Here is a 23,531-nt window from a genome sequence, read left to right as displayed (position 1 = left end):
ACTCGTTGGGCAAAATTTCCGTATCTTGGATAGGCAAGAAAAAGGGGGGGAGGCGCATGGCTGGAAACGCTCGAAAATGGTGGAGATCAAACAAGAGCAAAGTGAATCAACAACAGCAAGCACCTTCGCAAACCTTACTCGATAAAAACCTGGCGCATACGGAGGAGCTGCTCCGCTCGTTATATACGAATTGCTCGGATATCGTCTTTCGGTCGTTTCTTATTTTTGGATCGACACCAGCCCTCCTGATTTACATTGATGGATTAGCGAACATCGAGGAGGTGGATGCGAGAGTTTTGGCCCCGCTCATGGTTGGTAGAGGCAACAACGAAATGAGCACGAACGATTTTTTGCAAAAGGCCATTCCTGTGTCGAAATGGCAAGAGATCAACACCTTGGAAGCTTGTGTGGAGTCAATCTCTTGCGGTTTCCCTGTTTTATTAATTGATCAACAGGAGTCAGCGATCTCAATCGGTCTACCCAAGTGGGAAAAAAGGGCTGTGGAAGAACCGGTGGCAGAGGGAGTCGTTCGTGGACCGCGGGAAGGCTTTACGGAATCCATCAGCGTGAATACTTCCTTGTTGCGTCGTTTGATCAAGTCACCAGCTCTAAAAATGGAGCGCAAGCAGATTGGGGGTTTTACAAAGACATACATCATTGTAGCCTACATCGAAGGACTGGCCGAACCATCCTTAGTCACAGAAGTAAATTCCCGATTGGACCGCATTGTGATCGACGGGATCTTGGAAAGTGGCTATATCGAAGAAATGATTGAGGACCAACCCTCTTCTCCGTTTCCACAAATCTTGAGTACAGAGCGCCCGGATGTCGTCTGTGGGAATTTGCTCGAAGGTCGTATTGCAATCATTGTAGATGGCACGCCTTTCGTCCTCATTGCGCCCACGACCTTATTTTCTCTGCTCCAATCGAGTGAGGATTATTACCAACGCTCGATTGCCAGTACCGCGATTCGCTGGCTTCGCTATTTTTTTACCGTGATCTCGTTTGTCCTTCCCTCTTTGTACGTTGCGCTCATCACGTACCATCATGAAATGGTGCCTACGTCTCTTTTGATCAGTATGGCTTCTTCTCGTGAAGCGGTACCTTTCCCGGCTCTCGTGGAAGCGATGATTATGGAAGTTACGTTTGAGGCTTTACGAGAAGCGGGTGTCCGTTTGCCGAAGCAAGTAGGGGCAGCCGTCAGTATCGTGGGAGCGTTAGTCATCGGACAGGCAGCCGTACAGGCAGGACTTGTATCAGCTCCCATGGTCATCGTAGTTGCAATCACAGGCATTGCCTCTTTTATGATTCCTCATTACATCGCGGGAATATCGATACGATTGCTGCGTTTTCCGATGATGTTGCTCGCAGGCACGCTGGGATTATTAGGAATCATGCTTGGCATTATTGTTGCGGTTGTTCATTTGTGTGCCTTGCGATCTCTGGGCGTCCCTTACTTAAGTCCAGTAGGACCATTAAAAGTGCAAGAGCTGAAAGATACTCTCGTACGAGCACCTTGGTGGATGATGGATACGCGCCCGAATTTGACAGGTGAGCCGAATAAATACAGACAAGCGCCTGGGATGAAACCGGGTCCTTCAAATGGAGGTGAGTCGTCATGAAGTGGGGAGTCATCGTAACCATGACAGTGTTGGCTGTCCTTTTGATTTTGTACGAGTGGCCCAGAGTGAAGAAACTACCGAAAAAGGACAAGGTGGTCTTTCTCACGCTTGTCTTTATGGCATGGGTCCTCTCAATGTTTGACTTACCCAACGTCCCCGGTCCTACAACGTTGGTACAAGCTCTCTTTAAACCTTTTGGGATCGTCTTAGAGTAATCAACAGGGGGGGTGAAAAGATGCTGGAGAAGGGGAAAATATCTGCCTCTCAACTGGGCATGCTGCTGTTCCTGGCTGTCGTGGCTTCAGGTGTGATGTGGATCCCAGGGATAACGGGAAAGTATGCCAAGAATGACCTTTGGCTCTCTCCCATCTGGGCATCCTTGATGGGGGTCATTACCGTCTTCATCGCGTTTCAATTGCACAAAATGTACCCCAAACAAACAGTCGTCCAATATAGCGAAGAAATATTAGGGCGCTTGTCTGGAAAGCTGGTCAGTCTCGTCATTATCTTATTCTATCTTCACATTACAGGGTTCATTGTTCGCAGCTATGCAGAGTTTATTGTCGTGAATTTTCTCCATAAGACGCCGATCAGCGCGGTTGTAGCCAGCATGATCATTGTTTGCGCCTTCGCTGTTATTGGAGGCGTCGAAGTTGTTGGTAGGACAGCGCAGGTGTTTTTTCCGTTTTTTTTAATCCCGGTCTTTTTCATGCCGCTCTTACTAAGTGATATGAAGCTAGACTATTTATTTCCCGTGCTAGAGCATGGCGTGGTGCCTTCTTTAAAAGGGGCGTTAGTACCTGGTGGGTGGTTTAGTGAAATGTTTGTGATGTCTTTCTTTTTGCCTTATGTCGCCAACCATGAAAAAGGGATGCGTTCGGGTCTTTGGAGCGTATTCGGGGTCATGATGCTACTGACAATTATCAACTTGTTCATTCTGTTTGTCCTAGGAAGACAGGTGGGTGATTTTCTTTTTCCCGTCATGGTTGCGTTTCGGTATATTAGCGTCGCGGAATTTTTTGAGAACATGGAGTCCTTGGTCATGGCGATCTGGATTTTGGGCATGTTTGTGAAAATCACGGTTTTTTATTACGTGACTGTCATCGGTGCTAGTCAGTGGTTACGCGTAAGTGAATATCGCTCGCTGGTTTTACCCTTTGGATTTTTGATCGGACTGTTCAGCTTTTGGTCGTACCCCGATTTTAATGCAGGGCTTTATTTTGATACGTATGCTTTTCCTTTTTACGGTCCGTGCATTCAGACAGTACTACCTTTGCTTCTCTTAATTGTAGGTGCTTTGCGTAAAAGAAAACAAAGCGTCAAGCTGGATCGTTGATGTACACGAGGAGGGAGAGACATGCTCGAGCAGGGGAAAATATCAGCTACCCAGGCATCGATGATTTTGTATCCGCTCATCATGTCTACCGCCATGGTAGCAGGGCCAAGCATCATGGGAAAGCGTGCATTGAACGATCTCTGGCTGTCTCCGATCTGGGCATCGATCATGGGGATTGTAGCTGTTCTGATTGCTTATCAACTGCACAATCGCTTTCCCAATCAAAGTATTATCCAGCAAAGTGTCGAGATCATAGGGAACCTGCCAGGAAAAGTGGTCGGCTTTTTGTATCTCTTCATCCTCCTTCAGATCAATGGGTTTATTGTCAGAGAGTACGCGGAATTTATTTCGTTATTTTTAAAAGATACGCCAATTAGTATCTTGAGTATGATCCTGCTCATGGTGTGTGCCTATACAGTCAGGGGGGGTATAGAAGTGATCGCACGAGCGGCTCAGGTTTTTTTTCCTCTCTTTGTCATCCCGTTTTTTCTGATGATCTTGTTAGTAGTAAAGGATATGGAACCACAAAATATTTTTCCGATCTTGGAAAATGGTTTGATGCCAACTTTGAAGGGGGCGATTATTCCTCAAGGTTGGTTCTGTGAAGCGTTTCTTCTTTCCTTCTTACTTCCATTCCTGAATGATTCTCAAAAGGCTAAAAAAGCTGGGCTGATTACAGTCTTCGCTTGCATGCTGACTATGGTCGTCGCCAATTTGTCGACTTGGTTTTTAATGGGTGAAGTGACGACGACGCTTATTTTTCCCGTTATGGATACGGCTAGGTATATCAGCATCGCTGACTTTTTTGAAAATCTGGAGTCAGGTGTCATGGCGATTTGGGTGATTGGTGTGTTCGTTAAAGTTACGATTTTTTTGTACGTGACTTCGCTGGGTACTGCACAATGGTTAAAGCTCGCCAGTTATCAGCAGGCTGTACTTCCTATTGGATGGTTGACAGTCCTATTCAGCTTTTGGGGGATACCTGATTTCACTACCGTAGGCGAATGGAATACCCAATCGATTCCTTTCTACTTGACCTCCTTTTTCGTGGTGATACCGGGCATGCTTTTGCTCATATCCGTCTTGGCGAGAAAACGAAGCAGCACCAAAGGGGTTGATTCCGGTTGAGGATCAAATGGCTCATGATCGGAATCTGTTCCGTACTACTGACTGGTTGCTGGGATCGCACGGAAATTAATGATTTAGCGATTGTCACTGCTGCTTCTGTGGACAAATCTAGCAAGAATAGTGTCTTGCTCGGGGTGCAGGTATTCATTCCACGTGCATTGGGTGGAGGCGGTGCCGGAGGAGGTAGTGTAGGTGGTGGCCAAGGAAAACTGACGATGATGCGTAGCAGCGAAGGCGTTAATATTGCAGATGCGATGTCCAAGCTCCAAGCCAAGATTCCAAGGCAAATCTTTTGGGGACATTGTAAAGTGTATTTATTCGGAGAAGAGGCGGCCAGGCATGGTCTGGCTGATCACATCGACTTTCTCGTTCGCCATCCGGAACCACGCAATCGCTCGTTTTTGTACGTCTCGAAAGGAAAAGCACTTGATATGCTCTCGATCACTCCTGTATTGGAGCGGTCCACTGCGGAATCACTCCGCGAATATGCCAATCTGCATATCACGATGGCTGTGACATTGGTCGATTACCGAAACATGCTGAGAGGGGAAGCGGAAGCAGTTGCCATTCCGATGATTGAGGACGGAAAAAAAATAGAAAAGCCGGAAGATAATCAGAATAAAGCAGTCATGGTGGGTACGGCTATTCTGAAACGCGACAAAATGATCGGATCGATTCCCACAACAGCGACACGCGGACTATTATGGCTACGCGATGAAATGCAAAAAGCCGCAATCACAGTCAAAATAAAAAACGAAAAAGGAATCATATCCGTCAGTCCGTCTCGGACGAAAACGAAGCTGATCCCATCCATCGAGAATGGCAAATGGTCGATGGTGGTGAAAGTGGATACAGAAGGAGATGTAGTGGAAAACGGAACGAAGCTAAATTTGATGAACCCGGAATACCTGGCTATGCTGCAAAAAGCCGTGAGGGATGACATTGATGAGAGGATGCAAATGGCCATGCATATTTTGCAGCACAAAATGAAAGCAGACGTGGTCAATTTCGCTGCCGCTTTTCATCGCAAGTATCCCAAAGAATGGGAACAAGCAAAAGATCATTGGGATGAAATCTTTCCGCAAATCGAGGTGAAATCAGATATCAACGTAAATGTTCGACGTCCGGGGTTGATATCTGCTCCAGCCGGAATTCCACAAGCTGAAGTGAAAAACCATTAACACACAGGAATGGGGTTCACATTTCCAAATTTGGGCAGTCTAAAAAGGAAGGTAGATCCAAGAACGGATGCAAAGGGGGAGTAACACATGAATGGAAAATGGCTTCCCTTCCTGATTGGCTCTTTCGTAGGAACCATTCTTGCGAGTTTGTGTATCGGAGTTGTGATGTTTTTCTTATTCCGTCCAGCAACGCAATGGCTGTTGAGTCGATTCATGAAGCGTTTGATGGATGATCGTTATCCAGAGAATGTGTTTGAAATGATATCTGCTATGAAAAAAATCAATCCGCAGATCGTGCTAGAAAACAGCCTGAGGGCAGCGTCGGGACAAGTGATTGAACGTCCATTTGGCAGCTCGCGAAAATTTCTTACCTTCGATGGGCTCATTTTTTCACCTGCCCAACTCGCAGTATTTCCGGCACCCGAAGATGCAGAAGTGGACCTGAGCATAACGATTGGTCCTATGGCGAAGAAACCTTTGACATTGGATATGCCGATCATGTCAGGAGCAATGGGATATGGGATCGGCGTCAGCGAGAAAGTAAAGATCGCGATTGCGAAAGGGACCGCCGCCGCAGGAACAGTCACCAACACGGGGGAAGGTCCTTTATTGCCAGAAGAGAGACAATATGCCAAGCATCTGATCATCCAGTATAGCTCCGGGAAGTGGGCGAAAGAACCTGAGACGTTGAGGCAAGCAGATGCAATCGAGATTCATTTTGGACAAGGAGCTTCTGCAGGGGCGGCCAGTTTTATTCCTGCTGAGTACATCAAAGGCCGAGCCAGTCAGATTATGGGGGTGGAGGGGCAAGAATTTGTTGTCATTCCTTCTATTCATCCAGACGTCCAGCGTGCAGAGGATCTTCCAAAGCTAGTAGATAAACTGCGTACGATCACAGATGGAGTGCCGATTGGAGTCAAAATATGTGCGTCTGCCGTTTTAGAGGCAGATATGGAGATTGCGATTCAGGCAGGGGTAGACTTCATCAGTATTGATGGAGGACAGGCTGGTACTAAGGGGAGTCCGCCCATTTTGGAAGACGACTTTGGCTTACCTACTATCTACGCTCTATCACGTGCCGTACGCTATTTAAAAGAGCGAGGGGTAAAGGATCGAATTACGCTCTTGTCTGGTGGCGGGTATGCGACACCTGGAGAGTGCTTAAAAGCTTTGGCTCTAGGTGCAGATGGCATTTTCATGGGAACAGCCATTGTGTGGGCTATGACACATGATCAGGTCACAAAGGCGATTCCTTGGGAGCCACCCACCCAGCTTACCTGGTACCCAGGCAGTATGAAAGATCAGTTCGATCCAGAATTGGCCGCAACGTATTTGGCGAACTTTTTTTTCTCCTTCGCAGAGGAATTTGAGATCGCTATTCTCGCCTTAGGTAAAACGTCTTTGAAAGAGGTAACGATAGATGATTTGATAGCACTCGACGAAATAACGAGTAAGGTTACGCATGTTCCTCTTGCTTTTCAGCCAAAGGGAACGGATTGAGGAGAGGCTTGAATAGACGGACGCATGAAGGAGGGATTCCTATCAATCCGATAATCCATTCAATCAAGAATCGTGCAAACCATAGAGGATGGATCATGACGCAGACGTGGGAGCATCTGTTGTTTGCTCATTGGGCGATACCACCTGCTGTGATTCGTTCCATGGTTCCGGATGCACTCGAGATAGATACGTACGAGGGAAGTGGGTGGATAACGATCATCCCTTTCATGATGTCGGGTGTACGCCTTCGCTGTCTGCCACCAGTTCCTTTCACTACTACGTTTCCCGAAATAAATGTGCGGACCTACGTCAAAGTCGGAGGGAGATCGGGGATCTACTTTTTGTCGCTAGATGCTTCGAATCCCTGGATCACAGCGATTGCGAGGAAATGGTACCGGTTACCCTATTTCGAGGCGTCGATGAACTTTCAGAAGTGTAAAGGCGGAATCGAAATAGATTCGAGAAGGGTGAAAAGCACCGATCAGACGGAACGATTTTCGGCTGCTTACCAGTCCTGTTCGGATGTCTTTTACGCACAGCAGGGGACTTTGGAATATTGGCTGACAGAGCGATATACGCTTTTTTGTGAATGCACAAAAACGAAGAGGATTTACGGGGCGAATGTGTATCACATGCCGTGGCAATTGCAAAACGCTACTGTTCAAATTCGAGAAAATACATTGACGGAAAAACAGTTTTCCCTGGAAGCTCCCCCTTCCCTTACCTTGTATTCTCGTGGAGTGCAAAGTATCGTATGGCCGATCCAAGAGGTCAGAGAGGAAGGATGTGTGGTGTGGTAAAGCGCTATTTTCTGTTGGTTGCCACGTGTAGTCTTGTACTCAGCGGTTGCTGGGACCGGGTAGAGGTAAACGATGTAGCCATTGTGACGGCTGCTGCGATCGACAAGGCGGAAAACAAGGATATTGAGCTCTCCATTCAAGTCTTCATACCTCGGGCGCTGAGCGGTGGTGGTGCGATGCAGGGTGGTGGGTTAAAAAGCATGACACTCGTGCGAACGGCGAAGGGAGAAAATATTGCTGACGCCATGTCCAAAATCCAAATGAAAATTCCTCGGATGATTTTCTGGGGCCATTGTAAGGCGTACATCTACGGCGAAGATTTGGCAAAGGAAGGAATCAAGGAACTGGTGGATTATTTGGCGCGACACCCTGAGCCAAGAAATCGTGCTTTCATGTATGTAAGCAAAGGAAAAGCAGTGGAATTGCTGAAAGTAACCCCTGATCTAGAGCGATACTCGGCGGTCGTCGTCCATGAATTATCCGGTCTTCACGTGGGGATGGAAGTGACTCTCGTTCAGTTGTTAAAAATGCTCATGAGCTCTTCCAAGGCAGCAATTCTTCCCATCATAGACTTATTGCCACCTGAGGACTCCAAATCACCGCTTGAGGGCATTCCTTATCTGTTTGGAAGTGCCGTGTTTAAAGAGGGGAAGATGATCGGACAACTTACGGAACGTGCGACGCGAGGCGTGATGTGGGTGCGCAATGAAATCGCCTCTACTACAGTGACCGTAAAGGCAAAAAATGTGAAGGGATTCGTATCGTTGCATCCAATCCGTGAGACTACCAAGCTTTTCCCAGTCATTGAAAACGGAAAATGGAAAATGCTTGTCAAGGTAGAAACGGAAGGTGATTTAATCCAAAATGGCACCAATCTAAATCTTGTGAACCCCGCATTGATGCACATCATGCAAGTCGCTTTGGGGAAGGACATCGAAGCTCGCATAAAAGGAACGCTACACCAGGCACAGCATGAGTTAAAGGCAGACATATTCGGCTTTGCCACTCAATTTCATCGCAAATACCCGAAGGAATTTGCGCAAGTGAAAGACCGATGGGAAGAAGTGTTTCCAACCATCGAAGTCGACATGGAAGTGTCAGCGTTTATTAAACGGCCTGGGTTAGCCACAATCCCAGCGGGTATACCTGAATCCGAGGTGAAGGAAAAATGAAGTGGGGAGGCATTCTTGGAATTTCCTTTATAGTGGCGATGATGACCTGGTATGAATGGTCGTCTCTACGTGTGAGTCACTGGAAGACAAAAGTTGCCTATACTGCACTACTGGTAACGGGATGGGTAATTGCCATCCTTCTCGTTCATGATCCATATTTGCCAGGTGCAACGCAAGTCTTCTTGAAAATGTTTGACCCTTTATCTACTTTTCTGAAAACCAAATGACAGAACAGCAGGGTGATCAGGAATGAAAGAAAAACCGTACATATCTGCGGCTCAGATGGGGATCATGGTGTTTCCAGTCATAGTGGCGACAGCAGATTTGCTCGTCCCTGCTATAACCTCCAGACAAGCAGATCGAGACATGTGGATTTCCCCGATGATTGCCTCTCTGACGGGCTTTCTCACGGTCTATCTCGTATTTCAGCTGCACAAGCTGTTCCTTGGCGAAAGCATCGTGCAGTACAGTACACGAATCGTTGGAACATTTTTTGGTAAAGTATGCGGGTTCCTCGTCCTCTTTAACTTGCTTTACACCAATGGAAATATCATTCGACAATATGGAGAATTTATCGTTGGTTCTTTTCTTTTTGATACGCCTTTAGTGGCCGTCATCGGAAGTATCGTTCTCCTATGTGCAATTACAGTAAAATCAGGGGTAGAAGTATTAGCTCGCACAGCACAAGTCTTCGTCCCGATCGTGGTAATCCTCTACGCTACGCTCTTGATCCTCATGATTCCCTCGATGAAATTCGATCATATGCTTCCCATGCTCGAGCATGGCGTCATTCCGATTATTAAAGGGGCTTTTACCCCACAAGGCTGGTTTAGCGAAGTGATCTTGTTTTCGTTTCTGTTACCCTTTAACGTCGACCAAGAACAGGGAATGCGTACGGGCTTGATCACGGTTGTTTCTGCGATGCTAGCTTTAACAATGATTAACTTGTCGACGTTACTCGTCTTGGGAGGGGAAGTATCTTTAATGACCTATTCGTTTTACACAGCTATACAGATGATTAGCTACGCAGATTTCTTTGAAAATATCGATTCAGTTGTGATAGCGACCTGGGTGACAGGGGCATTCATCAAGATCTCTGTGTTTTTTTACGCTCTTGCTCTTGGCACTGCACAGTTTCTGCGTTTGGATGACTATCGGCCTGTTGTCCTCCCGCTCGGTTTTTTGCTGGTCGTCTTCAGTTTTTGGACCGCTCCGAATCTTTCTCAGCTCTCTACTAACATTCAGTCCATTGTAGGTTATCAGAGCACTACCATTTTCACGTTTGTACCTCTTTTCTTGTGGTTGATCGCTCGATGGAGATTTGGCAAAAAGTCATATTCCTCCAAGGCAATGAACACGCCCACGCCAAAATAAATAGACCATTTGAAAGGAGCCGGTGCCTCTCGCGCATCGGTTTTTCTTTTGTGGTAGACTTGTCGAGTAGTATGATGGAAGGTAATATGAGAAGGACACTAAAATCAAATAAATTTGGAAAGGTTTGGAATCTTTGAAATGACCCGAAAAGAACGAATCACCGAACTAGATCTGATTCGCTCCTTTGCTTTTCTAGCCGTTGTCTATCAACACGTCATTGGCGTTTATATGAGAAAACCAGGAGTAGACGAGCAGACTGCAATCATTTACGGCATGCTGTTTCATTTACTGAAATTTGCAGTCCCTGCTTTTATCTTTATGACAGGGCTTGTATTGTTTTACAACTACTATGAGCGCATTCACTATCCTTCATTTATTCGAAAAAGAGTAATGGAGATTCTGGTTCCATACGGTATATGGTCTGCCGTCTACCTGGCCTTACAGCCCAAGCCGTGGCGAGCAGAAGGAGAAACCGTGTGGGTCATTTTCAAAAGTATCATGACAGGTACAGCATCTTACCATCTCTGGTTCGTCGTGATGATCTTTCAGTTTTATCTTCTGTATCCGCTATGGCAACGGGTTTTTCGGGCAGTACGTGATTTTGCCAGCAATCAGACCCGCGTAGTCATTTCAATCGGTTTTATTGGACTCCTGTATGGCTGTCTCGTCTGGTTTTCCGCTCGTTATATTCCGACACACGGCTTTCGCTTTGATGTGGCTTGGCTGGATACGTACTGGATCAAGTATCGCGATCGCAACGCCTTCTATTACTTCTTTTACTTTCTGATGGGCGGATTGGCTGCTGTCACTTTGGCACAGTTTCGTCAGACGGTCAAACGCCAGTGGCTGTGGATTAGTGCAGGCTTTGTCCTCTTGTATGGGTATATCGGTTACGAGCTTTTCCGAGACTCTGGCCATGGAATGATCAATCTAAATGTGGCTACTTCCTTGAAGCCTTCCATGTTTCTCTATACAGTAGCGCAATTGCTGTTGGTGTACTTTCTGGCTCTTTGGATCGGGAAGTGGAAGGGGAGCAAATGGTTTGCGCTGCTTGGTAAGTACTCGTATGGGGCGTATTTGATTCATGCTCTGGTGCTTACCTATTTGATGAAAGGGCTAACTGCCTTACAGATCTTCCACACGAGTCTGCTAGGCAGCTTCGTTGCCTTTCTATTGTGTTCACTCCTGTCATTTGCTATCTCGTATGGACTTGGGAGATTGCCATTTGGCGCATGGCTGGTAGGTGCTGCTGAGAAAAAAAGAAAAGCGGATCTAGGGCAACAAAAAGAATTGCCACATGCCGGTTGAGCAAAAATGATTCGTACTATAGAAAAAAGCGTTCTGGCGGTGAAGTGCACCCCTTATAGTGGACATTGGAAAAAACACGAGTGTTTTAAACCGATGATTCCTATAGGGGGTGTTTTTCGTTATGGCAAAAATGGGGCAAAAGTTTACGAATTATAGTCATGAAATCAAGATGGAAGCAATTCGCTTGTACATGGAGGAAGGATGGTCTAATCGAAAGATAATGGAACATCTAGGGATCCCAGACAGAGGCCGAGTCACTACATGGACAAAGAAGTTCAAGCAGTTGGGTGAATTCGGCTTATTGGATCAGAGAGGTCGACGTGACGAATACATGGATCAAAATCGATATGTCCAAAAATTAGAGAGGGAGAATTCGATGCTAAAAAAGTGTTTACAAATTTGGATGCGGGAGGTGTCCAAGAGAAGTACAATGCCATCGTGAAATTGACTGAGTGGTACCATGTAACAGAGTTATGTAAGCTATTCGGGGTCTCTAGAAGTGGATTCTATGCTTACAGAAAGCGGAGTTCACAAGACAAAGACCTTGTAATTAAGGAGTTCATTCAAAAGATCTATAGCAAATATGATGGGAAATACGGATATCGTCAAACGCAGCTCTTTCTACTTCAAGACTACAAGATATGGGTTAACCACAAAAAGGTCCTACGCCTCATGCAAGAGATGGGACTACGCTCCCGAGTACGCCGTAAACATCGATGCAACTATGCTTCTTCTATAGGGACACGTGTAGTTGAAAACTTATTGCAACGGAAATTTCATGCCAACTTACCGAATCAAAAGTGGGTTACTGACGTAACCCAATATCGTATCGGAGATACATGGTTGTACCTGTCTGCCGTCAAGGATTTGTTTAATAACGAAATCGTGGCCTACCATCTAGCGCAGCGCAATGACAATGATCTTGTTTTGCAGACTTTCAAGAAAGCCTTTCAAAATAAAGAGGACATGTCTGGACTGATCGTTCACAGCGATCAGGGATTCCAGTACACGTCCTATGCGTATCACGACATGCTGCCAAAGGTTGGAGCCCAAATCAGCATGTCACGCCGAGGCAATTGTTACGACAATGCCTCTATGGAGAGCTTCTTCTCGCATCTCAAAACGGAAGCGCTCTACCCTTATGATATCCGAACAGTAGACGAGGCACAAAGGAGAATTGAGGAATATATCCATTTTTACAACTCTACGAGGCCACAAAGAAAATTAAACAAGCTGACGCCGATTGAGTACCGGCGCCAGCTTGCTGCTTAGCTCTTTTTTTAGTGTCCACTAAATGGGGTCTTGACCANGAAGTAATAATAGGAACTCCGTGGTATTCCCGCCAATTGGAGTAGCGCTTTAATGGGGAATTCAGTCCTTAGTTCAAACACTACTTGCGCTTTGTCTTGGTTTGTAATTTTTCCTTGCTTTGAACTAAGGCATTCAACTTTTTTAAATAAGCATTCTCCATACGTAAACGCTCTACTTCTTGCTGTAATGCCTCGACTGATCCTTCAACAGGTGTTACATTCTTGTTTCCCTTTTTCATCGTTGGACGCCCCTTTTTCTTTGGAATAAGGGCGTCTATTCCGCATGAATGAAATTGAATCCTCCATTTTCGGATTAAAGCGGGAGAGGGAATTTGAAAAATGGCGGCAGTTGCATTCGGAGACGTCCCGTGGGTATTCATATAATTGAGTACGTCCAGTTTAAACGGAGCTGTGTAGCTTGTATAGGACTTTCTAAACGCTTCCGCGCCATTTTGCTCGTATTGCATCACCCAAACTCCAATCATAGCTTTGGTTGCACCAATAGACGCAGCAATGGAAGCATGAGTTTCTTTGCCGTCTCTCCAACGAAAAACCGCGGATAATTTATCTTCTGGAGAAAATTTGGCCATATAAAATGCACCTCCAATTGTTAGGTGTGTCTAACAATTGGGGTGCATTTCAGTCAGAAACGAGTGTAAGACTGGTTTTGATTATTATCAAGAAATCTGTTACAAGCTTTTTTACTTGGTTACTTTCTCCAAGTCCTTCACACCGCTGTGAATCAGGTCGAACAGCTCGTCGATCCCGCTTTCCTCGATGCAAGAGAAGGCAATGCGAAGATCGGTCTCACCGAGAGCGATTGTACCTACTCCGTACTGATCGAGCAGATGGTTGCGCAGCGTCTCCGCATCTACGGTTTTGAGCTTTAGGCACATGAAATATCCGGAGTTGAATGGGTAGTAGCCCCATGCATCGTCGAACTTGCCGCTGTCCAGTAGCTGTTTGACGCGATTCGCGCGGCCTTTCATGATATCGAATTTCTCCTGTTTTTGCGCATGGAATTCTGGTGATTGGAGCGCATGCAGGACAAATGTTTGGGAAGGATGAGCACCGCTAGAAATAGTGGCACGAATGATTCCCAACGTTTTTTGCTCCAAAGCGCTGAGCAGGTCGCTGGATGGATCAGCATAGGTGATGAATCCTACGCGGAAGCCCCAAACGTATTCTTCTTTTGTTGCCCCGTCTACTTTTACTGGGAGCACACGTGGGTGAAGGTTGCAAAGGTTGGCAAACAAGGATTCTTGCATCGAGTCTTCAAAGAACAATCCAAAGTAGGCATCATCGGTGACAGCCACGATGTTGATGCCAGCATCGGCACCTGCTTTGAGGGCAGCGAGGATTTCTTTGCCTTCCTCAGGACCTGGTGTATAGCCAGTCGGGTTGTTGGGGAAATTCAGGACGACGATGGCTTTTCCCTTATCTTTTTGTGCCAGAATAGCTTCACGGAGTCCGGCAGCGTTAAATTTCATTTCATTATTGTACAACGGATAATAAACCATTTCCGCACCGCGGCGAATGGAGAAGGTCAATTCATAGTTCTCCCAGTTTTTATCCGGGATGATGACGCTATCACCAATGTCGGCAAACAAATCGGCAACGATGCTCAGCCCGTGAGTCAATGCGTTGGTCACAATCGGGTTGCTAAACGATTGAGAAGCGAGCGAAGGTTGTTCCTCGATCATTTTTTTACGCCAAGCCGCACGCAGCTCAGGCTTACCTGCTGGTGGAGCGTACTCGTAGATGTCTTTTGGTTGGAAAGCAGACAGATGATCCTGAATCACCTTGAGATGCATAGGTTGACCGTTTTCCAAAGCAATACCGATGGTTGCGTTGTATTTTTTCGCTTTTGCTTTTGCCTCGGCAGATTGGCTGAGAATCCCTTCTTTAGGGAAATAGATCAGCTTTGCCAGATTGGACAACATTTCGTATACATGTGGATTTTCCCGCTGAATCGTGTCATTCAGCTGTGCTGCTATAGCGTGCATGGTAGCCTCCCTCTTCTGGTGGAACATCTGTATCGTTTACCAATAAAGATAGCGCATATACATGCATTTGTCACCCTTGCTGGGGAGGATTTTTCAGATATTTGCATGGAATTCCTTTGACAGATTAAAATGGCTTTGCTACGGTGAAATCGTTGGAGAATATGTGCGGGAGGGATTTGAAATGGCGGAACGGATCATCGTTCGATTGGGTGACCCCATATTGCGTGAACGGTCAAAGGTGGTGTCATCCGTGACTTCGAACACAGAAAAAGTCTTGAATGACATGGCTCAGACCATTTACGCTGATAAAGGACGTGCTGGGCTGTCAGCCATTCAAATAGGCATTGCCAAACAATTAATTGTGATGGATTGTGGTGATGGGCTGGTCGAATTAATCAATCCAGTTCTATTGGAGAAGTCCGGAGAGCAAGAAGGGCCGGAAGCCTGTCTTTCCATTCCGGGGGTAGTGGGACTGGTAAAACGGGCGGAGTATGTAAAGGTGCAGACACTCAATCGTGCTGGGGGAACCGTTATCTTGGAAGCAGAAGATTTTCTGGCACGTTGCATCCAGCATGAAATGGATCATTTGGAAGGGATATTATTCATCGATTACGTAAATGAGCTGTATTCCGCAAAGACAGGGAAAAAACTAAAACCACAAGACGCCAATCCGATTCTCATGCAGCAAAAAAGAATCATTCGGTAAAGCGTACTGCCAACAGGATGGATGATAGATGAAACGATGGAATGTAGTGATCACTGGATTTGGTTCAGTGGGGAAGCAGGTAGCAAAATTACTTGAACAACGACAGGCACATTATCGGGAGCAATACGGTGTTGAAGTAAAGCTGGTCGGAGTAGCTCGCTCTTCGCAAGGGGTGTATGACGCAGAAGGGTTGACTCAATCCGCTTTAGAGGCATTTGGCCATGAGAAACGGTCGACAGACACACCATTTACGGGCACGGATTTTATCACCTCCTGTAAGGCAGACATTCTCATTGAAACGGGACCTTCCCAATTGGAAACCGGTGGGCCTGGACTCAGTTACATACGTCAAGCTTTGGATCAAGGGATGCACGCGATAGCGGTATCCAAGGGAGCACTCGTCGTGGACTATGCGGGTCTGTCTGCATTGGCGAAACATCGTGGTGTCATGCTAAAAATTAGTGGAGCAACTGCCGCTGCACTACCGACCATTGATCTCCTTCAGTATAATTTGGCGGGATGTCAGATCCTTGCGGTAGAAGGGATTTTCACCGGAACTACCAACTTCGTCTTGTCGAGTATGATGGAAGAAGGCATTTCCTGTGAAGAAGCGATTGCAAGGGCACAACAGATGGGGATTGCCGAGCCGGATCCGTCCTTTGATATCGACGGGTGGGATACCGCTTGCAAAGTGACCATTCTGGCCAATGCTGCTTTCGGGGCTCAGCTGAAGCACACGGATCTATCCAGAACGAGTGTACGGGATGTGACCAAGGAGCAAATAGAGGAATGGAAAAGTGCCGGTAAGTCACCCAAGCTGGTGGGCAGAATCCGTCGAACCACGGAAGGGCTCCATGCTTCTGTGGAGCTACAAGCTGTAGATCAATCGCACCCATTTTCAACGGTAAAAGGAACGACGAAAGCCATTCGCGTGGAAACGGATGTAATGGGGGAGTTGCTTGTTATCGGTGGAAAATCAGATCCAGTTGCGGCAGCGGCTGCAGCTCTGAAAGATCTGGAGCATATTATCAGACAGCCATAAAAGTCTCCCATTTCACTGGTTACCGATCCCTCGTAATGAGGCGAATGAGCAATACAAAAGAGTAAATACTAAGTGAGTAAGTGAAATTTGCCTGGCGAGGGGGAGTATCCGTGTCTCAGCAAAACGATGTAAGTGCTGAAATGCAACAAGTATCTGCCTATCCTACCAAGCAAAAAATGCATCAAAAAGATGTAGCGTTGATGGAAGAACAGGATTGCTGCTGTGCAACGAAGCAAACAAATGCCTCAGAAGCACAACAGGAATAGTAAAATGCCAAGAAAGCCGGGCCCACTCAAATGAGGGACTCGGCTTTCACTACCATTTTTTCATTATCCAATAAATTCTTGTACCCAGTAACCATTCACATAACCAACACCGATTTTCGTGAAGGATGGGTTCATGATGTTTTCACGGTGTCCTTCACTGTTCATCCATTGGTTCATCACTTCATCAGCTGTGCGTTGACCCATCGCAATGTTTTCACCTGCGGTCATGAAAGAAACGCCAAACTGTTTCATCATGTCAAATGGAGAACCATACGTAGGGCTCGTATGATCGAAGTAGTTGTTGTTGGACATGTCAGCAGCTTTCGCCTGAGCTACTTTGTTCAGGGAAGCATCCAACGTTACTGGTTTCAGACCAGCTTTTGCACGCTCTTGATTTACCAGATCAGCTACTTGTTTCACAACAGCGGAAGCCTCCACTTGTTGATCCGCTTGCTTTGCAGGTTGTGGAGCAGCTACAGGTTGTTGTTGAACAGGCTGTTGCTTAACTGGCTGTGGAGCTGCGTAAGGTGCTTGCATTTGCGGTTGGACAGGTTGCATAGATGGCTGATATCCAAATTGAGGTGTGAACTGCTTCATTTGAGCCATATATGGGAACCATTGGGTTTGTTGTTGCATTTGGCTAGGCGCTGCTTTTAGTGGGCAATTATAGTTTGCCGCTGCAGAAGCTGTGTTCGAAAAGCCGGATAGAGCAAATCCCAATCCCAAAGTCGCGATTGCAATAGTACCTAGGCGTTTCATATTCACATCGTCTCCTTTTTTTAGCCTACGAGGTTAGTTGACGGACTCGGATTGAGGAAACAACCCTACGCACTTTGGCGATTCACCCCATGCAGATGTCTCATCTGCAAGAAAAGAAGATCCCCCGCACTTCCATTCAAGAGGAAGTTTCGGCTGTTTTGTTTGGCATGACCCAGAATAACAGAGATTCAAACAAGAATGATAGGAGTAATATTTGGTAGGTTTAATTGGAAATTACTATTTTCAGCGACCATTCTATGAAGGAACACGAGCAAACAAAAAGCCCTCTCCTTAAAGAGAGGGCAGTAGAAGGACATCTATTTGATTTTTTCATTTGTCTCGTTCCACGCAGTCAATCCACCTTCGAGAGCAAGTGCACGGTATCCTTTTTCTCGCAAAAGAGCCGCTGCTTTTTGCGCTTTGTTCCCTGTCGTGCATACCGTAATGATCGTGGCATCCTGTAAGGATCGAGAAATATCCTCATCAAAAGGTTGTTCTTGCTCCTTCATATGTACATAAGGTTCATTCCAGGTCACTATGTCTGAGACAGTTAGACTGCCCTGGAGAAACTTCTCTTCGTCACGTACATCCAAAATAAGCAAATGGGTATCTTCCTTGATCAATTGTTTGAAAGTTGAGCAGCTAATCGTTTCTTTTTTCATGAAAATCACTCCTTATATTGATTGTAGCAGAAGCATAAGAAAATGGTATAAACATAGTGAATTGTTGCTTTTACTGGACAGGCATGGTAGAATAAACTTGCTACTTGAAAATCCGATACGTAGTTTCCACCGGCGTTGTGGACCCTTACGTTTTTTGTTTTTTGAATGCCCGATTCACACTGGCGCGGTCATCGGAGCCGCAAGGATGGAAGAGAGGCAGGGCTTTCGTTGTTTTAGGTTTTCAAAAGAATTACCAGTTTTGAGTTCCGTAATACGATCTTCGTATATTCTTGGAGTAGGTATCGATTCACATATCATGAAGGCATATCACTCTCGTACGAATGGGTATTCCTTCATGATATGTGAGCTTTATTTGCTTCGGTAAATATGACTAGCATATTCAAAATTGACATTTTTGGAGGTTTTTTTAGATGCAAACGAACGGAACAGTAAAATGGTTTAATGCAGAAAAAGGTTTCGGATTCATTCAAGTAGAAGGCGGAGACGATGTTTTCGTACACTTCAGCGCTATCCAAGGTGAAGGTTTCAAAACTTTGGACGAAGGTCAACGCGTTCAATTCAACATCGTTCAAGGCAACCGTGGTCCACAAGCTGAGAACGTAGTAAAACTGTAAGTCTCCTTCTAAAAAAACTGTCCGTTCGCGGGCAGTTTTTTTGTTTTCATAGAGCTGCAAGATTTCGTTCTCTTCCCTTTTCTACCATTTTTCTCAGGTTACGGGTATAATCATAGGTTACATAGAGAAATCGAGGGAGGGGGAAGAGTATGGAAGGCTGGCTACAACATTTGATGGATACCTCTCCTGGTTTGCAGAAAGCAAACAAGATTGAGCGAATCTTCAAAGGTTTCTCACCAGAGCTAAAATATCGCGTGTTTCTGACAGACGGTACGGAACGATTGTTGCGCGTAAGTGAAAAGTCAGCGTGGAAGCAAAAGAAAGCAGAATACGTCACTCTGCAAACTTTGCAATCCATGGCTGTAAAAACGTCTCGTCCCATCGAATTGGGTGTGTTGGATGAATCTAGTCAGTGCTACATGATCCTGACTTATCTGGCGGGTGAGGACGCAAAAGACGCTCTGATCCAGCTAACAGAAGGGGAACAGTATGAAATCGGTAGAGAAGCCGGTAAAGAACTGGCGAACATGCATACCATTTCCGCGCATCCTTCTGTGCCAGATTGGTATGAGCGCTGTATTCAAAAACATAATCGCTATGTCGCGGCATACAAAGACTGCGGTTATCAAATCCCATACGCAGAACGCATCCTGACGTTTATCGAAAAGCATTTGTTATGGCTGAAAGATGCTCCTAACCGCTTTTTGCACGATGATTTCCATGTTAGCAATCTGATTGTACATGAGGCTTTTTTAGTCGGGAAATAAGCATCCCTTATAGTATCGGTCAACTCGATGGTTATTATGAGCGAACAGATGGTCCTTCTGAATCGTTTTGGATTCGTTATTGTGTCTATACGGCGATGGCTATGTTCTCATCCGTCGTATGGACCATACAAAATGTACCTGATCAGATCAAAGGCATGTTAGAGCGCATCGAGCGAATCGCCCTCGACCATCACTATTTTGAGAGGCTTACCCCCTTTTGGTATCAAGCGTTTTAAAAGATAAGAAAAAAGGAAGTATGGTATCGACCATATTTCCTTTTTGGATTTAGGACGTTTCAATTAGAAGCAGTTTTCAATGCTAACCGTTTGGAATTGACTATCGAGAACAGACAGACCAACCACTTGACCAGCACCGACAGCAGTGCGGGCGTAGGTATTGAGAAGAACATTGTCACTGTCAGCTTTGTTGTTGCCGCCGTTGTTGTTGTTTCTGTTTCTGTTTTCGGTGTTGACAGAAAGGCGTACTTCATAGTGGAAGGAAGCTGGGATGGTTGCACTAAAAGCAATGCGAGTGTTTCCAGCGAGGGTTTGTGTTACGTCGAGCAAAGTGCTGACAGGGTTGGTTTGAGTAACAGCAGTCCCCCAGTTCAGTACTTGCACACGGACCTCCACATCACTTGTGTTAAGGTTGACCAGTTCGAGGTGTGCTGCGACAGCAACACCAAGGTTGTTCTGCAAAATGCCAGTCGTGCGAACATTTTGAGACTTGTTGTTTGACATTCATAATCACTCCATTCTTATTATTTTGATTAGTGGGACATAATACTATATTTCACCTTGTCTTCATTTGTAACGGCGAACGTAATAGGACGAGTAACCATTTTACTAGGTAAAGGTGGAAGACAATGAGGAAAATGGACTTTTTTGCGCAGTCAGACTTCACAGCGAAATTTGAATGGGGGTATGAGGGGGTAGAACAAGTAGGAAAGGACTCTGATATCGTGGTAATCGTGGATGTTCTCTCGTTTACAACTTGTGTAGATGTGGTAGTCGGGCGAGGCGGAGTCGTATTTCCCTACAGAGTTAAAGATGACTCAGCTCAAACTTATGCCTATGAAAAAAATGCGATATTGGCAGGCAGACGTGGAGATCCGATTTCCCTTTCTCCAGTTTCTTTATCTTCCATTCCACAGGGTACTCGTATTGTTTTGCCCTCACCGAATGGTTCTACTTGCACCATGCTGGCTAAACATTGCGGAGGGCGCGTAATCGCTGCCTGTCTTCGGAATGCAGGTGCAGTCGCGCGATATATTCGTCAACAAGGAGGCACGGTAACTGTCATCGCAAGTGGGGAAAGATGGCCAAACGGGACTCTTCGTCCCGCCATCGAGGACATGATTGCCGCTGGCGCGATACTGGAACAACTATCGGATCACAGCCTGTCTCCGGAAGCACAAATAGCCGTCGGTGCCTATCGTACGGCAAAAGATACCTTGTTGCCTATGCTTTTACAATCCGGCTCTGGTCAAGAATTGACGAGCAAAGGTTACTCGGAAGATGTGAGAATCGCTGCTGCTTTAAACGTTAGTGAAAATGTACCTGTATTGAACGAGGAATTCGCGTATGAGGACATGAAATGAACGTCTATTTTGCATAAAGGATTCCTTCTGAGGAAAACATTTACATGAACGTGTATGTTTCACGGAGGAGGACAAAGATGGACGTCAATAATGGAAGCAACGTGAACGGCGGCGACGAAGAAAATACGCTAACCAACCGCCAGGGTCATCCAATTACAGATAATCAAAGTATGCGAACGGTGGGAAATCGCGGACCGACCGTGTTGGAAAACTACGATTTTCTGGAGAAGATCACGCATTTTGACCGTGAAAGAACACCAGAACGTGTCGTACATGCACGGGGTGCTGGCGCGCATGGTTATTTTGAAGCGTACGGATCTGTGGGAGGTGAACCCGTCTCCACATACACCCGAGCGAAGCTTTTTCAGGAAAAAGGGAAGAAAACGCCGGTGTTCGTCCGTTTTTCTTCCGTTATTCACGGTACCCATTCACCCGAGACTTTGCGTGACCCACGTGGATTCGCCGTAAAGTTTTACACGGAGGACGGCAACTGGGACTTGGTCGGAAATAATCTCAAGGTGTTTTTTATTCGGGATGCGATGAAATTTCCCGATCTCGTACATGCTTTCAAGCCGGATCCAGTCACGAACATTCAAGACGTTGAGCGCATCTTCGACTTTATTTCCAATACGCCGGAAGCTATGCACATGATCACATTTCTCTTTTCACCGTGGGGCGTTCCTGCCAACTACAGACAGATGCAAGGCTCAGGTGTGAATACATACAAATGGGTCAATTATGAAGGAAAAGCAGTGTTGGTGAAATATCATTGGGAGCCGTTGGCGCAAGGTATCAAAAACTTGACGCAACAACAAGCAGAAGAGATTCAAGGGAAAAACTTTAACCACGCGACGCAGGATCTGTATGAAGCAATCGAGCGCGGTGAGTATCCGGAATGGGAAATGTGTGTGCAGATTATGTCGGACGATGACCATCCTGAATTGGACTTCGATCCTCTCGATCCAACGAAACTTTGGCCGGAAGATCATTTTCCGTTTCTTCCCGTGGGAAAAATGGTGCTCAACAAAAATCCCGAGAATTATTTTGCGGAGGTCGAGCAAGCCGCCTTTGGTACAGGGGTTCTCGTGGATGGACTTGATTTTTCTAACGACAAGCTGTTGCAAGGAAGAACGTTTTCGTATTCGGATACGCAACGATACCGGGTAGGAGCAAACTATTTACAACTCCCGATCAACTCACCGAAGACTCACGTTGCGACGAATCAGGAAGGCGGCCAGATGCTTTATCGTGTAGACCGCAGTCAACCTCACATCAACTATGAGCCGTCGACGATTGGAGGGCTGCACGAGGCCAAGCAGGAGGGGAAGGACCATCAGCCCTATGTGGAAGGGAATATCGTACGTCAAAAAATCGATCGCACGAATGATTTCAAGCAGCCGGGTGATCGGTATCGCATCATGGAAGACTGGGAGAAAGACGATTTGATCGCCAATCTTACCGATGCTATGTTGAGCTGCGATCCGCGAATCCAGGAAAAAATGATTAATTTCTTCACCAAATGCGACCCTGAGTACGGGAACCGTATCAAGCAAGGGGTACAGGCAGGCAAGAGCAATGGAGAAGGAATAGGCGGTCCGATGGGAGCGACCAATCCTGGCAAGGCAGTCCGCAAGGCTGAAAGCGAAGGACATTCGGCTGAGCCTTATTAATGCGGCAACAAGGTCATACAGTTATCCATACAAAACGCACCTGCCATTTTTTCAGGCACGTGCGTTTTTGTTATGAACAAGTCACTTTTATCGTTTGGCAAGTGAGGTGCGAGCCCAATCCGTCACCAAATAAATAATGGGGATGACCTCAGACAGGATAAAAAGGCTAACCATTCCGTGTACGGTCAGATGAGCCAGTTCCATTTTCGATTTAGCCATGAACAAGGATAACCCCACCATCATGGCTGTCATGGACAAGGAAAAGGGCTTGTGGTCTTTTAGCCAAAGGTATGAGTCAGTACGATAACCTCAATATACGGCAATGAGTATCGGATCCAGATTCTCGAGAAAAGAGCCTGCACGGATAAATCGGATCAGCTCTAATTCAGGATAAATCAGATCACCCGTTAAATGAGTACCGAAAACATAGAGGTTGGAATGAGGCTCGATAGAATAATAAAAAGCGAACTAATAACTGACCACCCTAAAGACTTGAAGGTCTTATGTGGTTGTGAAAAATAGAAAGATGGATTGCACACCCGAACGCACAGCGTAAGCTATGCAAATGCTAAAAAGGGTCGTACGACCATGCCTTGCAAATAAACAAGAGAGCATCTCTGGGTAGATCCCGAAACGAACAGATGGTATACGACATCGAATCGGTCTGAGAGTTGTTGCTTGAGCCAC

25 protein-coding genes, 1 pseudogene and 1 riboswitch are annotated in these 23,531 nt (G+C 46.1%); of the genes and pseudogenes, 20 read left to right on the top strand and 6 right to left on the bottom strand.

The genetic code is table 11. The features are described from left to right. Window positions 1–56: 56 nt before the first annotated feature. The 13 genes from AN963_RS09505 (at window position 57) to AN963_RS09445 (ending at window position 12,693) form a co-directional block, all read left to right on the top strand. Window positions 57–1,622, top strand: coding sequence for a spore germination protein (locus AN963_RS09505; RefSeq protein WP_055744230.1), 1,566 nt, complete (start codon window positions 57–59; stop codon window positions 1,620–1,622). Beyond that, a complete protein-coding gene (locus AN963_RS09500) occupies window positions 1,619–1,837 on the top strand; it encodes a hypothetical protein (protein WP_055744229.1) in 219 nt (72 codons plus the stop codon). Before AN963_RS09505 ends, AN963_RS09500 begins: the two co-directional genes overlap by 4 nt. A 20-nt stretch (window positions 1,838–1,857) precedes the next feature. After that, window positions 1,858–2,958 carry a GerAB/ArcD/ProY family transporter gene (locus AN963_RS09495; RefSeq protein ID WP_055744228.1) on the top strand — a complete coding sequence of 367 codons (1,101 nt, stop codon included), beginning with the start codon at window positions 1,858–1,860 and terminating at the stop codon, window positions 2,956–2,958. Window positions 2,959–2,979: 21 nt separating this feature from the next. Continuing rightward, window positions 2,980–4,086, top strand: a complete 1,107-nt coding sequence (locus AN963_RS09490; RefSeq protein ID WP_055744227.1) for a GerAB/ArcD/ProY family transporter — start codon at window positions 2,980–2,982, stop codon at window positions 4,084–4,086. Further along, window positions 4,083–5,267, top strand: a complete 1,185-nt coding sequence (locus AN963_RS09485) for a Ger(x)C family spore germination protein (protein ID WP_236707913.1) — start codon at window positions 4,083–4,085, stop codon at window positions 5,265–5,267. Before AN963_RS09490 ends, AN963_RS09485 begins: the two co-directional genes overlap by 4 nt. An 87-nt stretch (window positions 5,268–5,354) precedes the next feature. Beyond that, the gene (locus AN963_RS09480) at window positions 5,355–6,767 is read left to right on the top strand and encodes an FMN-binding glutamate synthase family protein (protein ID WP_055744226.1); all 1,413 of its coding nucleotides are present in this window, start codon (window positions 5,355–5,357) and stop codon (window positions 6,765–6,767) included. 95 nt (window positions 6,768–6,862) lie between these two features. Further along, window positions 6,863–7,567 carry a YqjF family protein gene (locus AN963_RS09475; RefSeq protein WP_083496852.1) on the top strand — a complete coding sequence of 235 codons (705 nt, stop codon included), beginning with the start codon at window positions 6,863–6,865 and terminating at the stop codon, window positions 7,565–7,567. Next, window positions 7,561–8,739, top strand: a complete 1,179-nt coding sequence (locus AN963_RS09470; RefSeq protein WP_236707912.1) for a Ger(x)C family spore germination protein — start codon at window positions 7,561–7,563, stop codon at window positions 8,737–8,739. Before AN963_RS09475 ends, AN963_RS09470 begins: the two co-directional genes overlap by 7 nt. Further along, window positions 8,736–8,966 carry a hypothetical protein gene (locus tag AN963_RS09465; protein ID WP_055744223.1) on the top strand — a complete coding sequence of 77 codons (231 nt, stop codon included), beginning with the start codon at window positions 8,736–8,738 and terminating at the stop codon, window positions 8,964–8,966. The genes AN963_RS09470 and AN963_RS09465 overlap by 4 nt, the downstream gene beginning before the upstream one ends. A 22-nt stretch (window positions 8,967–8,988) precedes the next feature. Next, the gene (locus AN963_RS09460; RefSeq protein ID WP_055744222.1) at window positions 8,989–10,113 is read left to right on the top strand and encodes a GerAB/ArcD/ProY family transporter; all 1,125 of its coding nucleotides are present in this window, start codon (window positions 8,989–8,991) and stop codon (window positions 10,111–10,113) included. Window positions 10,114–10,251: 138 nt separating this feature from the next. Then, window positions 10,252–11,421: an acyltransferase gene (locus AN963_RS09455; protein ID WP_055744221.1), complete on the top strand. Its 1,170-nt coding sequence runs from the start codon at window positions 10,252–10,254 to the stop codon at window positions 11,419–11,421. Window positions 11,422–11,542: 121 nt separating this feature from the next. Beyond that, window positions 11,543–11,863, top strand: a complete 321-nt coding sequence (locus AN963_RS09450) for a helix-turn-helix domain-containing protein (RefSeq protein ID WP_055742789.1) — start codon at window positions 11,543–11,545, stop codon at window positions 11,861–11,863. Then, window positions 11,809–12,693, top strand: a complete 885-nt coding sequence (locus AN963_RS09445) for an IS3 family transposase (RefSeq protein ID WP_330218809.1) — start codon at window positions 11,809–11,811, stop codon at window positions 12,691–12,693. The genes AN963_RS09450 and AN963_RS09445 overlap by 55 nt, the downstream gene beginning before the upstream one ends. A 38-nt stretch (window positions 12,694–12,731) precedes the next feature. Here the strand turns inward: AN963_RS09445 and AN963_RS09440 are convergent. Together AN963_RS09440 and AN963_RS09435 are read right to left on the bottom strand one after the other, a co-directional pair. After that, a pseudogene (locus AN963_RS09440) lies at window positions 12,732–13,321 on the bottom strand (helix-turn-helix domain-containing protein); the annotation flags it as partial. Window positions 13,322–13,432: 111 nt separating this feature from the next. Next, complete coding sequence (locus AN963_RS09435; RefSeq protein WP_055744220.1) at window positions 13,433–14,737, bottom strand: aminotransferase class I/II-fold pyridoxal phosphate-dependent enzyme; 1,305 nt, start codon at window positions 14,735–14,737, stop codon at window positions 13,433–13,435. Window positions 14,738–14,918: 181 nt separating this feature from the next. Between AN963_RS09435 and def the strand changes: the two genes are divergently transcribed. The 3 genes from def to AN963_RS31460 all read left to right on the top strand — a co-directional run bounded on the left by def (window position 14,919) and on the right by AN963_RS31460 (window position 16,751). Then, entirely contained in the window at window positions 14,919–15,443 is a 525-nt protein-coding gene (def, locus tag AN963_RS09430; protein WP_055744219.1) for a peptide deformylase, read from the top strand. 28 nt (window positions 15,444–15,471) lie between these two features. Continuing rightward, window positions 15,472–16,485 (top strand): homoserine dehydrogenase, encoded by a 1,014-nt coding sequence (locus tag AN963_RS09425; RefSeq protein WP_055744218.1) that lies wholly within the window; start codon window positions 15,472–15,474, stop codon window positions 16,483–16,485. Between the two features lie 110 nt (window positions 16,486–16,595). Beyond that, window positions 16,596–16,751, top strand: coding sequence for a hypothetical protein (locus tag AN963_RS31460; protein ID WP_169791913.1), 156 nt, complete (start codon window positions 16,596–16,598; stop codon window positions 16,749–16,751). A 63-nt stretch (window positions 16,752–16,814) separates the two neighbouring features. On the opposite strand, the gene AN963_RS09420 is transcribed toward AN963_RS31460, so the two are convergent. Further along, on the bottom strand, window positions 16,815–17,510 hold the full coding sequence (locus tag AN963_RS09420; protein WP_055744217.1) for a CAP domain-containing protein: 696 nt from the start codon (window positions 17,508–17,510) through the stop codon (window positions 16,815–16,817). A 7-nt stretch (window positions 17,511–17,517) separates the two neighbouring features. Continuing rightward, window positions 17,518–17,675, bottom strand: a riboswitch (cyclic di-AMP (ydaO/yuaA leader). A 152-nt stretch (window positions 17,676–17,827) separates the two neighbouring features. Next, window positions 17,828–18,172 carry a rhodanese-like domain-containing protein gene (locus AN963_RS09415; protein ID WP_055744216.1) on the bottom strand — a complete coding sequence of 115 codons (345 nt, stop codon included), beginning with the start codon at window positions 18,170–18,172 and terminating at the stop codon, window positions 17,828–17,830. Window positions 18,173–18,603: 431 nt separating this feature from the next. Between AN963_RS09415 and AN963_RS09410 the strand changes: the two genes are divergently transcribed. Both AN963_RS09410 and AN963_RS09405 read left to right on the top strand, forming a co-directional pair. Further along, window positions 18,604–18,807, top strand: a complete 204-nt coding sequence (locus tag AN963_RS09410) for a cold-shock protein (protein WP_055744215.1) — start codon at window positions 18,604–18,606, stop codon at window positions 18,805–18,807. Between the two features lie 149 nt (window positions 18,808–18,956). Beyond that, entirely contained in the window at window positions 18,957–19,574 is a 618-nt protein-coding gene (locus tag AN963_RS09405) for a phosphotransferase family protein (protein WP_083496851.1), read from the top strand. Between the two features lie 299 nt (window positions 19,575–19,873). Here the strand turns inward: AN963_RS09405 and AN963_RS09400 are convergent, their stop codons facing one another. After that, the gene (locus AN963_RS09400; protein ID WP_055744214.1) at window positions 19,874–20,314 is read right to left on the bottom strand and encodes a hypothetical protein; all 441 of its coding nucleotides are present in this window, start codon (window positions 20,312–20,314) and stop codon (window positions 19,874–19,876) included. Window positions 20,315–20,439: 125 nt separating this feature from the next. Here AN963_RS09400 and AN963_RS09395 point away from each other — a divergent pair, with 125 nt between their 5' ends. Together AN963_RS09395 and AN963_RS09390 are read left to right on the top strand one after the other, a co-directional pair. Continuing rightward, window positions 20,440–21,174, top strand: a complete 735-nt coding sequence (locus AN963_RS09395) for a 2-phosphosulfolactate phosphatase (RefSeq protein WP_055744213.1) — start codon at window positions 20,440–20,442, stop codon at window positions 21,172–21,174. 77 nt (window positions 21,175–21,251) lie between these two features. Then, the gene (locus AN963_RS09390) at window positions 21,252–22,844 is read left to right on the top strand and encodes a catalase (protein WP_055744212.1); all 1,593 of its coding nucleotides are present in this window, start codon (window positions 21,252–21,254) and stop codon (window positions 22,842–22,844) included. Between the two features lie 87 nt (window positions 22,845–22,931). On the opposite strand, the gene AN963_RS32250 is transcribed toward AN963_RS09390, so the two are convergent. After that, window positions 22,932–23,063 carry a hypothetical protein gene (locus AN963_RS32250; RefSeq protein ID WP_269084384.1) on the bottom strand — a complete coding sequence of 44 codons (132 nt, stop codon included), beginning with the start codon at window positions 23,061–23,063 and terminating at the stop codon, window positions 22,932–22,934. Window positions 23,064–23,531 lie beyond the last annotated feature (468 nt).

The organism is Brevibacillus choshinensis (assembly GCF_001420695.1).
Taxonomy (GTDB): Bacteria; Bacillota; Bacilli; order Brevibacillales; family Brevibacillaceae; genus Brevibacillus; species Brevibacillus choshinensis.
The sequence above is the reverse complement of the archived record's forward strand: the minus strand, read 5'-3'. Positions and strand labels throughout refer to the sequence as shown.